This window comes from Ulvibacter sp. 2305UL32-6 (assembly GCF_058148545.1).
This window is the reverse complement of the sequence record NZ_JBYVKA010000002.1, coordinates 350,681-363,891: the sequence shown is the minus strand read 5'-3', so window position 1 is coordinate 363,891 and position 13,211 is coordinate 350,681. Positions and strand designations below refer to the sequence as shown.

The 13,211-nt window shown below is 38.0% G+C and carries 13 protein-coding genes; 3 read left to right on the top strand and 10 right to left on the bottom strand.

The window, feature by feature from the left end; translation table 11 throughout:
• Positions 1 to 48: 48 nt before the first annotated feature.
• On the top strand, positions 49 to 825 hold the full coding sequence (locus ACY2RU_RS07485; RefSeq protein ID WP_490137815.1) for an MBL fold metallo-hydrolase: 777 nt from the start codon (positions 49 to 51) through the stop codon (positions 823 to 825).
• A gap of 18 nt (positions 826 to 843) precedes the next feature.
• On the top strand, positions 844 to 1,341 hold the full coding sequence (locus ACY2RU_RS07480) for a hypothetical protein (RefSeq protein WP_490137814.1): 498 nt from the start codon (positions 844 to 846) through the stop codon (positions 1,339 to 1,341).
• On the opposite strand, the gene ACY2RU_RS07475 is transcribed toward ACY2RU_RS07480, so the two are convergent.
• The 10 genes from ACY2RU_RS07475 to ACY2RU_RS07430 form a co-directional block, all read right to left on the bottom strand.
• On the bottom strand, positions 1,338 to 1,997 hold the full coding sequence (locus tag ACY2RU_RS07475; protein ID WP_490137813.1) for an alpha/beta hydrolase: 660 nt from the start codon (positions 1,995 to 1,997) through the stop codon (positions 1,338 to 1,340). The genes ACY2RU_RS07480 and ACY2RU_RS07475 overlap by 4 nt on opposite strands.
• Positions 1,998 to 2,060: 63 nt before the next feature.
• The gene (locus ACY2RU_RS07470; protein ID WP_490137812.1) at positions 2,061 to 2,387 is read right to left on the bottom strand and encodes a hypothetical protein; all 327 of its coding nucleotides are present in this window, start codon (positions 2,385 to 2,387) and stop codon (positions 2,061 to 2,063) included.
• Between the two features lie 40 nt (positions 2,388 to 2,427).
• Entirely contained in the window at positions 2,428 to 2,748 is a 321-nt protein-coding gene (locus tag ACY2RU_RS07465) for a hypothetical protein (RefSeq protein WP_490137811.1), read from the bottom strand.
• Positions 2,748 to 4,001 carry a dihydroorotase gene (locus tag ACY2RU_RS07460; RefSeq protein WP_490137810.1) on the bottom strand — a complete coding sequence of 418 codons (1,254 nt, stop codon included), beginning with the start codon at positions 3,999 to 4,001 and terminating at the stop codon, positions 2,748 to 2,750. Before ACY2RU_RS07460 ends, ACY2RU_RS07465 begins: the two co-directional genes overlap by 1 nt.
• Positions 3,998 to 5,920 (bottom strand): BatA domain-containing protein, encoded by a 1,923-nt coding sequence (locus ACY2RU_RS07455; RefSeq protein WP_490137809.1) that lies wholly within the window; start codon positions 5,918 to 5,920, stop codon positions 3,998 to 4,000. Before ACY2RU_RS07455 ends, ACY2RU_RS07460 begins: the two co-directional genes overlap by 4 nt.
• Before the next feature lie 45 nt (positions 5,921 to 5,965).
• Entirely contained in the window at positions 5,966 to 7,162 is a 1,197-nt protein-coding gene (locus ACY2RU_RS07450) for a sensor histidine kinase (RefSeq protein ID WP_490137808.1), read from the bottom strand.
• Positions 7,163 to 7,186: 24 nt separating this feature from the next.
• On the bottom strand, positions 7,187 to 8,407 hold the full coding sequence (locus tag ACY2RU_RS07445) for a sensor histidine kinase (RefSeq protein ID WP_490137807.1): 1,221 nt from the start codon (positions 8,405 to 8,407) through the stop codon (positions 7,187 to 7,189).
• Positions 8,408 to 8,519: 112 nt separating this feature from the next.
• The gene (locus tag ACY2RU_RS07440) at positions 8,520 to 9,284 is read right to left on the bottom strand and encodes a TIGR02757 family protein (protein ID WP_490137806.1); all 765 of its coding nucleotides are present in this window, start codon (positions 9,282 to 9,284) and stop codon (positions 8,520 to 8,522) included.
• A gap of 2 nt (positions 9,285 to 9,286) precedes the next feature.
• Positions 9,287 to 9,940 carry an ABC transporter ATP-binding protein gene (locus ACY2RU_RS07435; RefSeq protein ID WP_490137805.1) on the bottom strand — a complete coding sequence of 218 codons (654 nt, stop codon included), beginning with the start codon at positions 9,938 to 9,940 and terminating at the stop codon, positions 9,287 to 9,289.
• Positions 9,941 to 9,970: 30 nt separating this feature from the next.
• A complete protein-coding gene (locus ACY2RU_RS07430; RefSeq protein ID WP_490137804.1) occupies positions 9,971 to 12,388 on the bottom strand; it encodes a DUF5916 domain-containing protein in 2,418 nt (805 codons plus the stop codon).
• A gap of 210 nt (positions 12,389 to 12,598) precedes the next feature.
• Between ACY2RU_RS07430 and folE the strand changes: the two genes are divergently transcribed.
• Positions 12,599 to 13,198: a GTP cyclohydrolase I FolE gene (folE, locus tag ACY2RU_RS07425; protein WP_490137803.1), complete on the top strand. Its 600-nt coding sequence runs from the start codon at positions 12,599 to 12,601 to the stop codon at positions 13,196 to 13,198.
• Positions 13,199 to 13,211 lie beyond the last annotated feature (13 nt).

Genomic DNA, 13,211 nt, shown 5'->3' with positions numbered 1-13,211 from the left:
TACTAAATACAATAGGCAAACAAAAAAAATACTGCTATTTTTGTTCTTATGAAATCACCGCTTACAATCACATTTTTGGGGACAGGAACCTCGCAGGGAATCCCTGTGATTGGGAGTGATCATCCCGTGTGTAAAAGTAAAAATTTAAAAGACAAACGCTTGCGTGTTTCCGTCTTGATACGGTGGGATGATCATACTGTGGTCATAGATTGCGGACCAGATTTCAGGCAGCAAATGTTGCGTGAAAATGTAAAAAAACTAGATGGTGTTTTGCTTACACATGAGCATAGCGATCACACGGCGGGCATTGATGACATTAGGCCGTTTTACTTTCGGCAGGGAGACATTCCTTTTTATGCCGAGCAACATGTTTTTGATGCCTTACATCAGCGATTTGCATATATTTTTGAAACAGCCAACAAATATCCTGGGGCACCAACTATAGACGAGATAGCAATTAGTAGTGACACTCCTTTTACGATCTTCGGAAAAAAGATCATTCCTGTTCAGGCATTTCACAATAAACTCCCCGTTCTAGGGTTTAGAATAGACGGATTTACCTACCTAACAGATGTTAAAACTATAACAGCAAGCGAAATAGAAAAGATCAAATATTCAGAAGTACTCGTTATTAATGCCCTGCGCGAGGAAGAACATCATGCACATTTTAGCTTGCGTGAAGCGCTCGAATTTATTTCCGAAGTACAACCAAAAACAGCCTATTTAACACATATTAGTCATGTTATGGGCTTTCATGACGAAGTGGAAGCCAAGCTTCCTGATCATGTGCATTTGGCATATGATACCTTAACCATTACTATTTAATTTTTAAAATCTTGTGATATGAAACGCAGTCTTTTTATGTACTTATTCTTCTTTTCGGTACTCTTTATTATTTTTCAATATATGAACGAGAAAAAGATATTTGAAGATCAAGAAAAGAAAATAGCTAGTCTTTCAAAGCAAGTTGAAGAGGCAGACCTTGCCTTAGAGGCCGCTAATGACCGAGTGGCTGATCTAAATTATTTTACCTTACAAGGCAATGAGAACGCGATGACCTATTTTGAAAATAGTGGAATTGACCCTGTAAAAATTGAAGGATTGATAGGCGATGTTATTTACGAAAATAACTTTGTGACCACAGGAAACCCAATGGTTCCGTTTGACGGGATGGCGGGGCCAATGCATGTCAATAAAGTACGTTTCTTAAATCATAAATGGATCCTGGCCGATTTTACTGATGGTAAAAATTGGGGAGAGATGCTTTTGGAATACAATTATATAAATGGTCAAGATGTAGAATTTAATACCCTTGGTTCTTTTATCTATCCGCAACCTTAAGATCGCTTTTCAAGCCATTGTTTTAATTCACTAAAATTTTGGGGTGAAACGCCATGACCGACGGGGAATTCGGAATATTTACAAGGGATATTTAACTGATCCAGAAAGGGTTTGGTTTTTTGCGCCCAGGCGACAGGAATAACTTGATCAACACTTCCGTGCGAACTGTACACCTCAAGCTTGCTAAAATCATTTTTCTCATAACCTTCTTTTAGCATCTCTTTAGCGATATAGCCACTTAAACCAATCACATTCCTCACTTTTTCCGGATAGCTTAGTGCCACCGCAAAACTTAAAATGGTGCCTTGGCTAAAGCCTAGAAGCGTAATGTTTTCTGCGGAAACTTTATAAACCGAAACTACTTCATCAATACAATTCGCAATTAGATCACGAGAGGCTATAGCTTGCGGAATATCATTGAATTTACCATCACTAGCATCAAAATGAATATTATACCAGGCGTTTCCATAGGGTTGCAAGGGCAAAGGCGCCTTTAACGCGATTATATGGTAATGGTCTGGTAACTCACCCGCAAATGAAAAGAGGTCATTTTCGTCACTACCGTAGCCATGAAGCATAATGATTGCTGGAGATTGCGGTGTTGGGTTTTTCGGTGCTTTGTAATTGTGGGATAGCGGTAATGTTTGTTTATTCATAGGTCAAAAATAAAAAGATGCTTTCAGTACGAAAACATCTTTTCAATTTATTTACATACTTTTTTATGCTATACCCTTAAACCACTCTTGGAATTGAGCACCCAATACTGGAACGAGTTTCTTTTCTCCTTGAATAGCGCCTATTAGGCCTAAGATCCAAAAAACTAAGATTGCCAATTGTGTAATGATGCTAAGAATATAAATGCCTATAAAACCCACTACAATGCTTAGTAAGACGGCAATAATGATAATACCCAAGGATTGTCTTAGGTGAAAAGCACCTAGATCTGTCTTATTGCTGCTGTGCAGAATATATGCTATTATCCAACCAATTCCAAAGTAAGAAAGGATGGCAATAAGTTTTGAGTTGTCTCCGGTTGTTTCTGTCATAATAACGTTTTGTTAGGTTTATCTTTTAAAGATACTTTATCTAATCTAAAAATGTAAACCATTCTTGAAATTTTCTACTGAAAAAAGGAATATTCGGTTCTTTGCTCTGTGTTGCTAGTATCAGTGAATAGATCGTGGCCACTAGTGAAAGCAGGAAAAGCGAGTCTCCAAAATACGGATTTACATAAAAAGTGCATATTTGAGAAATGACCCACAAAATGGTAATGCCTGTCATATTTTTAATATGCTTTACCGTAAATTCATCTTTTTTATCACTATTCATTGAGATCGCAATAAATAAACCCACAATTGTGATATAAGCAATAATGGCCTTTTTCTTTGCGGCTGGCGATATTTCCATTACGAAAGGATCATTTTTTTGTTAGCAATAATTCCGTAGGCTTTACCTTTTAATTTTTGTCCTAAAAGCGCAGCATTCTTCGATTTTGAAATAATATAGGCTTCGGTAAAGATCCACGAATGATCAGGATCAAATAAGGTTAGATCGGCTTTTGCACCTTCTGAAATCACTTCGGAAGGAATTCCAAAACTCTTTTTGAGGCCGGTAAGTGCTTTAACCGCTATTTCAGTATTTGTCACGGCGTTCAATGCGCCAAAACAACTCTCTAAACCTATACTTCCGAAGAAAGCATGATCAAATTCAGTTTTTTTATGTTCAATGTCGATAGGGTCGTGATCACTCGTTACGCCATCAATAGTACCGTCTTTTAAGCCTTTCAACAAAGCTTTAACGTCTGTCTGGGTGCGCAAGGGCGGAAGCACTTTGTAATTTGTATCAAAGGTTTCTAAAACCGCATCGGTAAGGACTAAGTTTGAAATAGCTACGCTACAGGTAACTTCGAGTCCTTTTTTCTTAGCATCTCGCAACAGATCAACCGCTTTCGTTGTTGAAATAGTTGGAATATGTAAACGACCGCCGGTATATTCTAAAAGATAAAGATCACGTGTTATTTGCAATTCTTCTGAAAGCGCAGGAATGCCTTTAAGTCCGAGTTTGGTGCTATTAATTTCTTCATTGACCATTCCATTGCGGGCAACGCTTTGATCCAGAGGAAAACTTTGTACATGTCCGCTAAAATTTTGAGCGTATTGCAGGGCGATCTTTAGTAGGTTGGCATTTGCGATAGGTTTTTTATAGTCGTAAAAAGAGATGGCTCCTTCACTTTTCATATCGAATAACTCGGCCATGTCAATACCGTTGCTACCTACTGTAAGCGCGCCAACCGGATAGAGGGTAACTGCATTTTTTGCAGCTTGTGCTTTAAGAAATTGGATCCCCGATTTGGTATCTGTTACTGGGTAGGTGTTGGCGTTGACCGCCACGGCTGTAAAGCCAGAAGATGCAGCAGTTAGTAATCCGTTGGCAATCGTTTCTCTCTCTTCAAACCCCGGTTCTCCAAAAGATACGCTGCTATCAAACCAACCTTGTGATATGTGGAGGTTTTTTAATGAGATCTCTTTGACTTCCTTTTCCGAAGAAATGGTCGCTGCGATCTTTGTGATAACGCCACTTTCAATAAGGACATCTCGTTTTTTAAGATGATGCTTACTGTGTTCATCAATGATGGTGGCTGATTTCAAGAGGATCTTCATCGGTAGAATTTTAAAATGAGCATTTCTAAAAGCAAAAATAGTAGTGCTAAAATAACAAACCATTTCCAGAAACTGTTGATATTGTTGTCTTTCCTGATGGTATCAAAGAGTTCTTCAACACCATCGTAAACTGTAACACCTTCCCAATTAGTAGGGTCTGCATATTGTAAGACACTTTCTGATCGATCGTAATTATAGCTAACCCATTGCAGAAAATCGTTTTCTTTTTCAATGGCATAAGTAGCAGCTTGATCGGGTAAGTTGGAAGTAGTTATATTAACTTGATTCGCCTTTGTGTGCTGTAATGGGATAAATCGATTGGTGCTATCTCGAAGGGTAAGGATGGCATCCTGAGATAAGGTAACAGGCACCGAAAATGTGTTCTGCTTTCCTATTTGATAATACAATTTGGGAAGCGGCAAACTCTGTTGTGCCATATTATAGAGCGTAGGCACAATGAGCGGAGAATTTTTAAAATTACTATTTACATCATTGTATGCCGCCGTACTTACATAGATCGTTTGATGTTGGAGTAGAAACGGACTTCCATCTTCAAATTTTAGTGCGGTGGCCGCATTGCTCGAAGTTGTAAAGTAGCTGTTGACCTTCGGGTACTGAAAATTAACAACTCTTTTTTCAAATACATCGCGATAAAGGGGATGATCAAAAACGATCTGTGTGATCTGCTTTTCTTGCGATTTTCTTTCAGAAAAACTACCCATTCCAAGACTGTTGAGGAGGCGATTGTAACTTGTTAGGTTACTGGCTTCGGAAGGAATTACAAATAGGCTTCCTCCGTTTGAGACAAAAGATTGCAATGCCGTGTTAAGGGAAGCTGGTATTTCTTTTAATTCGTTTAAAACAATGAAATTCTGCGTTGGAATAATATTGTAATTAAGATTTCCGAAGGTTTGCTGCACGTAATCAAATTCGTCTTGACCAAAAATACGCTCCAGAAAATTAGCATTGGCTTCATTTATAGAGAGCACCTTGATCTTTTCTGAAGCATTAAGGCTAAAATGCAGTAAGTTGTCATAACTAAGATAAGCATCGTTGATCTGTAAAACCCCGTTAAAATCGCCGGTGTTCTCTACGTCAAAAGTGATGGTCGTTTGCTTATTTTTAGAGAGGTCGGCTGCTGTTTTGGCGATAAGATCGGTACCTTGATACAATGAAACCGGAACAGCGCCAGATATATCGCCCTGTGCCGATATTTTGGCTTTTAGCTGAATACCTGTTGTATTCTTTGAAGCGATAAAAACTGAATCGATACTTATGTTGGCGGTTGCCAAGGGTTTTAAGTGTACGGCATCTATCTCGATATTTACTTCCTTTTCTGGGAAACCCTCCTTTTGTTGAAAGTCTGATATGATCACCAATCTTTTGGTTGCTTCCGGATCATTTGAAAACAACTGATTTGCTTTTAATAAAATCTGTGCAGGGGTAAGCTGTGTTTGAGTAAAGGGAGTCTTTAAAACTTCTGCTTTAAAATCTTGTAGGAGGACAGCTTTGTGTGTACTCGAGTTAGTAAACCAATTTATTTTATCGGTGCCATCTACCTGTTCGTAGACTTCTTGTAGCGTGCGCTGAAGCATGGGACCTTTAGCTCCTTTGGCTTCCATGCTAAAGGAATTGTCAATATAAAGTACAGTTTCCTTTTTGGAGTTTAAGGCGGTCTTTGATGCTGTAAAAGGTTGCGCAAAAGCAAAAATAACGCAAGCAAAGGCGAGAAGCCTCATAAGTAGCGTAAGCCATTTTTTTAGCTGTGAACTTTTTCTTGTTTGGATAGTAACTTTTTTGAGAAAAGCAACATTTGTAAAATCAACTTTTTGAAACCTTCGTAGTTGAAAAAGGTGAATAATGATAGGGATGAGCAGTAAAAAAAGTGCGTAAAGAAGTTCGGGGTGTTTAAACTGCATTCTTTGAAATATTTTTCAAAGATAAAAAATGGAATGTAAATACTGCTATTTCTTTACGGTAAAGCTAAAAGTTGTTCCGTGCCCAAGGGTGGAGGCCACTTGAATGGTTCCGCCTAGTTTGGTAACTAGGGTTTTAACGGTGGCTAAGCCAATACCATTTCCTTTTGTTCCATTACGATCCTTGTCTGTTCCAGTGGTAAATAGGTCAAAAATGACTTTTTGTTTTTCTTTATCGATACCCATGCCATTGTCTTCTACTTCAAAGTAGTAATAGAATTCGTCTTCCGTAAAACGTGTTGAAACAAAGGGAATGTCTTTATGGTTGTATTTGAGGGCATTTCCCACTAAATTCAATAGAATCTGTAGTAGTGCCGGTTTGTTGATGTTTAAAATAGCTTCATTGGTGCTATGGTTGAATTCAGCATTATCAACAAATAACATGTCTTCTATTTCTTCATAGATCGTTTGCAGTGGAACCTTTTCTTTGGGAGCGGTTAATATCTCATCACTTTTATAATGCGTGAGCATACCATCGATATAACTTTTTAGTGTTTCAGAGGATTCTTCAATATAATTGAGATACTGATTTCCGGCTACATCAATATTTTTTCCGTAATCTTCTTTGAATAAACGTGCCAAGGATGTAATATTTGCCAAGGGTGATTTTAGATCATGAGAGACGAGACCGGCGAAATTCTTTAACTCTTCGTTTCGATTGATAAGTTCTTGTTCGATATGTTTAAGCCGTAAATTATTTCGGTTTAATTCAAAAAGCTTAATAACTTGTCTAGCAACCGAGATGATAGTATTTTTTTGAACATCCGTAAGTTTTCGAGGCTTGTGATCAAAAATACAAAGGGTTCCTAATGCGAGCCCACGTGAATCATATAAAGGAGCTCCAGCATAAAAGATCGCGTTGCTTTCTTTTACTAAGGGATTATCTTCAAAGCGCTTATCAATTCGAGCATCTTCAACAATAAAAAGGTCTAAAGGTTCTAATATAGCGTGACCACAAAATGATACATCTCTTGGCGATTCATTAATAGGAATTCCGTGGTGCGATTTTAAGAAATTTCGATCGGCATCAAGGAGTGTGATCAATGAAATTGGGGTTTCACAGACGCTCGCAATTAAACACGTAAGATCGTCGTACTCTTCCTCAGGAAGTGTATCCAAGAGTCCATAAGAACGTACAGCCTTAAGTCGTTCTTGTTCGTTAGCGGGTAATTTGGGAGCGATCATAGTATATGTGTACGAATAAACTAATTATTTGGTCTCATTTTCTTGATGAATTGAAAATTGAAATGTAGTGCCTTTTCCCACAACCGAAGAAGCTGAGATTTCTCCATTTAATGCAGTAATGAGCTTTTTAGCTGTAGACAAACCAATGCCGTGACCTCTTTTTCCGTCTCGATCTAGTGTGCCAATGGTGGCAAATAGGTCAAAAATTGTTTTTAATTTATCTTCAGGAATACCTAAACCATTATCTGAGATCTTAAATAGGTAGTAATTTTTGTCATAAGAGCAGTCAATATCAATAATGATTCTTTCTTTATCATTATATTTTAGTCCATTGCCTATAATATTGACAAGTATTTGCTCCAGTGCTGTGCGGTTACTGTAAATCTCAAAATTTGTTTCCGGAAAATTGATCTCGCAATCAGATTGAATTCCGAAGACATCAATGATCTCTTCCAACAGATCGTGAATGTGAAAGTATGAATTAACTTCTGTTTGGATATTGTCACTTTCATAATGTGCCAATAAACCCGTTATATAGTCGCTTAAGGTAAAAGAAGACTGTTTTAAATAAGCTAAATACTCTATGGCTCTAGTGTCAAGCTGCGAAGCGTATTTCGCCTTTAAAATATCTGTTGTTACGATGATATTCGCCAAAGGCATTTTCATATCATGAGAAACAATACCCGCAAAACTTCTCAATTCAGAATTTTTTGTTTCAAGATCTGTTTTTGACTTTTTTAGCGAATTGTTTGAATGATGAAGCTCTATTAGTTTGACTACCTGTTTCGCCAAGGTTTTTAAGACTGTTAGGTTTTTTTCTGAAATGGTGTTCGGTTTATTGTCGATCACACAAAGGGTTCCTAACTTATAGCCGTCACGATCAATAAGACATACGCCTGCATAAAAAATTATCGGGTCACTTTCATTAGTTACATAGGGATGTTCTTCAAAACGCGGATCGAGTCGGGTATCATTGATCACAAGACTATTGCCTGAATTACCCACAGCATAGCTGCAAAAAGATAAATCACGACTGCTCGCACAGATATCCATTCCTTTAGCCGATTTAAACCATACCTCTTCCTTTGATACTAATGAAATTAAGGAGATAGGGGTGTTGGTTAAATAACTGGCCAAGTCGGTGATCTGATCGTAGGTTTGATCCTTGTCGGTATAAAGAATACCGTAATTTTTTAATGCCTGAAGTCGTTTAGGCTCATTGGATGGAATAGGAGGTACTATCAAAACAGCAGCTATCGTTTTTATTACAACCTAAATGAGTCCTAGGTATTAATGTAAATGTACTGCAAAATTGGCGCTCTCTTAATTGAATTCATATTTTTTTTAACACAAAACACTAGAATTTTTCGAAGGCTCCAAGTCCGAATAATGCAAAATCATATTTTACTGGATCAACAGGATCTAGTTTACGCAATTGTGTATCGAGTTCTAACAACGCCTTACCGTCATTTTGCTTTCTACTTAGCAATTTCAATTTTCGCGCTACGTTACCACTGTGAACGTCTAAAGGGCAGGAAAGCACTGCTGGCTTTATACTTTTCCATATTCCGAAGTCTACCCCCGTCTTGTCATTTCGCACCATCCAGCGCAAAAACATATTAATTCTTTTTGCTGCGGAATTCTTTAAGGGGTCGCTTACGTGTTTCTGTGTTCTTGGAAGATGGGGCATCGAAAAGAAAACTTTCTTAAATTCATGAATGGCTGGCTGCATCGATTGATTTGTGGCGTGCTTTGCAAACACAGCTTCTAGTCCGTTGTGATTTTTATACACATTCCGAAGTGATCTAAAAAAGTAATGCAGATCGTCATGATTAAAAGTACGGTGCACAAAATGCGACAAAGCACTTGAGTCGGTTTCATTATAATTCAGAATAAAATCATAGGGCGAATTTCCCATGATATTAACCAAACGATTGCCATTAGTAATAATACTTTTTCGGTTGCCCCATGCAATAGTAGCGACCAAAAATGCCATGATCTCTATATCTTCTTTGTGTTGAAATTGATGTGGAATTTGAATTGGATCACTTTCAATAAAGCGAGGAGTATTATAAAATGTGGCTTTTTCGTCTAAGAAAGCTTTCAGTTCATCTTTGCGCATGCTTAGAGTAGAATTTTACCGTCCTGCATAACAAGTTTTCTATCGGCCATTTCGGCTAATTCTTCGTTATGCGTAACAATAACGAAGGTTTGTTTAAACTCATCCCGTAACTGAAAAAACAAATTGTGAAGGTTCTCAGCGCTTTCAGAATCTAAATTTCCACTGGGCTCATCGGCCAGAATGATCGCCGGATTATTGATCAAAGCGCGCGCTACTGCTACACGTTGTTGCTCGCCTCCAGAGAGTTCATTAGGTTTGTGATGTGTTCGATGCGATAAGCCTAAAAAGTCTAGAAGTTCCTGGGCGCGTTTTTCGGCTTGCGACTTGTTAGTTTTTTTTATAAAAGCTGGAATACAAACATTCTCGAGAGCTGTAAACTCGGGAAGTAGTTGATGAAACTGGAAAATAAATCCGAGGTTTTCATTTCTGAATTTAGCCAGTTGTTTCCTGTTTAAGCTTGAAATTTCCGTATTGTTGATATTGAGAGTTCCTTCCGAAGCCCAATCTAAAGTTCCTAAAATTTGTAATAAAGTAGTTTTTCCGGCACCTGAGGCACCCACAATGGAAACAATTTCACTTTTTGAAATATGAAGGTCAACTCCCTTTAAAACGTGAAGTTTGTCGTAATATTTATGGATGTTACTAGCGGTGATCATATGGTGAAAATACTATAAAATTAACAGACCCTAAGAATTCTTATTAAACAAATGGGCAACATTGTTATAATCAATAAAATAGGTGATGCGCAGCGATAGTGTATTCTGCTGTGATTGTTTAAATAGGTTTTCTAAACTTTCGGTATATCCTAATGTAGAAAAGTTGTCCTGATTAAAAATTTGATTTCGATAGAGAAGTGTAGCTTCACTTCCAGGAGCAAATCGCCAACGGAAACTAAGATCTAAATTCCAGATATTAAAGTTTCGGTTGGGGTTATTTTCGGAAGTGTCATAAACCGTTTCTGTTCTACTGCCATCATCATTGAGGGTGTAAAAAACGTTGTCGGCATAGTCAACGCTACTCCAAAAGTTCCGGAAGCGAAGATCAATTGCTTTAAACGGATCAAAATTGTAGCTTGCTGACACCGAATTTTCAAGGCTTTTGATGTCACGCTGTCCAAAATATATGTCGGTATCGTCGTTGTCTATAAAACCAAACTGGTTATCTCTAATTGATATATCGGTTGACCAAATAACCAAAAGTTTGTCTGAAAAGCGAAAACGTGGCGATATGTCAACAAAATACTGTTTGTATTCATCATCAAAGGTGTTTCGCCAGCCATAGCCCACATCATAGGCAAATTTCTTTCGATAGTCTGAAGAAACCCAAACACGGCCTCCTAGATTTGATGGAAAAGTAACAAACCTACCCGGTACACGCGGCTCAAAATAATCGTCAAAATCTGAGGTATAAATCATATAACCACCAAAGGCAAATCGCGATTTCAGCACAAAAAAGGTATCTAATTCAAGGTAATTATCGGTTAAAACATCTGGCTTATACAATCGATTGTGTCTTGCAGTAAGTGTGAATCGGTAGGTGTTAAAGAGTGTTGTTGGTTCAAATATTTGGTATGATGCGCCAGCAACAAAATTGTTAAAATTGTTTCTAAAGTTTACACCTAGATCGTTTATATCTAACGTTTGATTTGCGAAATCATGTCCTATTCTGTACCGAAATTTCCCTTTAATACGAGAAACATCCAATTCAGAAAGCAAACCTGTTGTTCGTCCGTCGTCACTTACAGTACTCATAATAGCACGACCAGATGCTGCCCAAGTGTTTTTTTTATCAGCTACATTAAAAACAAAAGCCGATGTATTAGCGTCACGTCCGTCGCCCTCTCGTGTCACATTGGTATTGATGATCGATATTGAAGAGTTTCCGTTAAATTGTTGGTCAAGTACAAAGATATTATAGTTGCTAAGCGGTTCTACTAAAACATCGCGTACGTCACCTGTGATGGTATCTTTAACGGTAGCATACGTTTTTTCTGTAATAGCATTAAAAAATCCTACGCCCAACTGACCTTCGGTTCGTCCAGATATTTTTAAGGCGTTCAATAGGTTGACACGATTGGGTATTTCAGCAATCTCATTCTCGCCTAAATCGGTGACATTTCCCGAAGGACGCCCTCCAACACGTCTGGAAAAGAAGATGCCTCCTTTGTTAAAAAGATCGATCCCTTCCGTAAAAAATTGACGCTGCTCGGCGAAAGTTTGCTCAAACGGACCTAAATTTAATGTAACTTCATCAAAGGCAGCTTGCCCAAAGTCGGGGATAAGCGTTGCATCTAATGTAAAACTATCACTGAGGCCATATTTTATATCCATGCCCGCACTAAAATCTGTATCTGTTTGCCCATCAAAATGACTAACCACGCCTTGCGCGAAAGGAAATAATGTTAAACGAACGGGCGGATCAATATTTGTTACGCCAGTGATAATCCCGCTATATTGAGATTCGGTGCCTTTAGTGATATTGATTGGGTTCCAAGTATGTGTTTCATTTTTATTTATCAATCTGCGGTAAAAGTTTACACTCCAGTTTTGAACTTCCGTTTCAGGAAAGCGCAATGCGTTATACGGAATTTTAAACTCGGCATACCAACCCTTGTCGTCTTTAGAGACTTTCCCTTCAAATACTACATTATATCCGAAGTCAAAATTGCTGCTTACAGCTTTCGCATCGCCAATTGTGCCCGCGCTTGTAATAAAAAAGTGGGTTTCGTTTATTCCGTCATTGTAAGTATTTAAGGCTACAGAAAAATGATCGGCTTGAACAAAAACATCATCGCGTTGTGAAAACTGACTTGCAATTTTTTGAGGATCTGGGTCGTACATATAACCAGCGACATAAACAGCTTTGTCGTCGTAAGCTAATTTTACCTCTGTATTATAATTTGGATCAATCTTTCCGCCAGTTCCTGGCTCATACATATTAAAATTGCCATAGACAGGGATATTTTGCCAAACGGAATCATCTAAGATCCCATCAATTTTGGGTGCCTCGGAAATACGGGTAGCAGCGAGTTGTTTAGTTTGTTGAGAAAAGCTTATACAACAGTAGGTTGTAAAGAGTAGTAGCAAAGAAAAACGGACTGTCATTTATTGGTTGTTCTTTCAGACACAATGAGCATCGAAGATAGTTGATTTCACAAAACTACTGTTATCTGCTGCTGGTTTTATTAACAAAAAGTTAAAATGCAGCAATCGTATTACACTAAATATTTTAATCGTAATTTCGTTTAAAGGCATCAAAAGAGAGCCTTTTTTTGTTTTTTTCCGAAGCAAAACAACCAATATTAAAAAGTTTACATGGGATCATACAAGGTATCAGAGTCATATGACGAAAAAATCACCAACGATCTGAAATCTAATTTTTCAGAAATTTTAAAGGGCATAGGAGAAGATGTTACGCGCGAAGGAATAGAAAAAACACCCGAACGTGCTGCCAAAGCGATGCAGTTTCTAACCTCGGGTCATTGTCAGGACGCTGCCGAGATCTTAAGAAGTGCCATGTTTGCTGAAGACTATAATGATATGGTGGTTATTAAAGATATAGAACTATACTCTTTATGTGAACATCATATTTTACCTTTCTTCGGAAAGGCTCATATCGCATATATTCCAAATGGGCATATCGTCGGACTTAGCAAAATACCGCGGGTTGTGGATGTTTTTGCACGCCGACTGCAAGTACAAGAGCGTTTGACGCATGAGATCTTAGAATGCATTAATGACACGCTACAGCCAAAAGGAGTGGCGGTGGTTATTGAGGCTGCTCATATGTGTATGATGATGCGTGGTGTTCAAAAGCAAAACAGCGTAACAACAACTTCAGGTTTTCGCGGTGAGTTTAAACACATTGAGACCCGTAACGAGTTTTTAAAACTTATTAGTAATGATCTTTCTTAGTTTGCTTTAAATG